The organism is Hymenobacter agri (assembly GCF_054778495.1).
Window position 1 is genome coordinate 1 of record NZ_BAAGZM010001283.1, and the last position, 558, is coordinate 558.

1 protein-coding gene is annotated in these 558 nt (G+C 68.8%); it reads left to right on the forward strand.

The genetic code is table 11. The annotated features are described in order from the left end of the window. Window positions 1-230: 230 nt before the first annotated feature. Window positions 231-558: PhzF family phenazine biosynthesis protein (locus ACYVDE_RS25815; protein ID WP_460504356.1), on the forward strand; the 328-nt coding region annotated here is incomplete at its 3' end.

The following is a 558-nucleotide window of genomic DNA, read 5'->3' on the forward strand; positions in this document are numbered from 1 at the left end:
GCGCGTCGTCGACCGTGGGCACGGGAGGCGGCATGCAGCAGAAAGGAAAAAGGCGAGTGGTCCCGGCCCGCCTCGCACCCCTGACCGGCAGGGGCCGGGCCGGGTTGCACGGGGCCGAACAGATTTTAAAAATACGCCCCGAAGCAATGCGCGCGCCGCCCGGCTGTGCATCCGGTGCCGCCGCCGTATTCTTGTCCGGTCAATTCATTTCGCCGCTCGCTACTGCCGCCATGCTCCGCTACTTCCACGTCGACGCCTTCGCCCAAACGCCCTTCGCCGGCAACCCTGCCGGCGTGTGCCCGCTTGCGGCCCCGCTGCCCGCCGCCCTCATGCAGCAAATCGCCGCCGAAAACAGCCTGGCCGAAACCGCCTTTTTCGTGCCCCGCGCCGGCACCGCCGATGAGTTCGACCTGCGCTGGTTCACGCCCACCGTCGAAATCGACCTCTGCGGCCACGCCACGCTGGCGGCGGCGCACGTGCTGTTTCAGCACCTGGGCTTTGCCGGCGCACAGGTCATCTTCCACAGCCAGAGCGGGCCGCTGCGGGTATCGCGCGAGG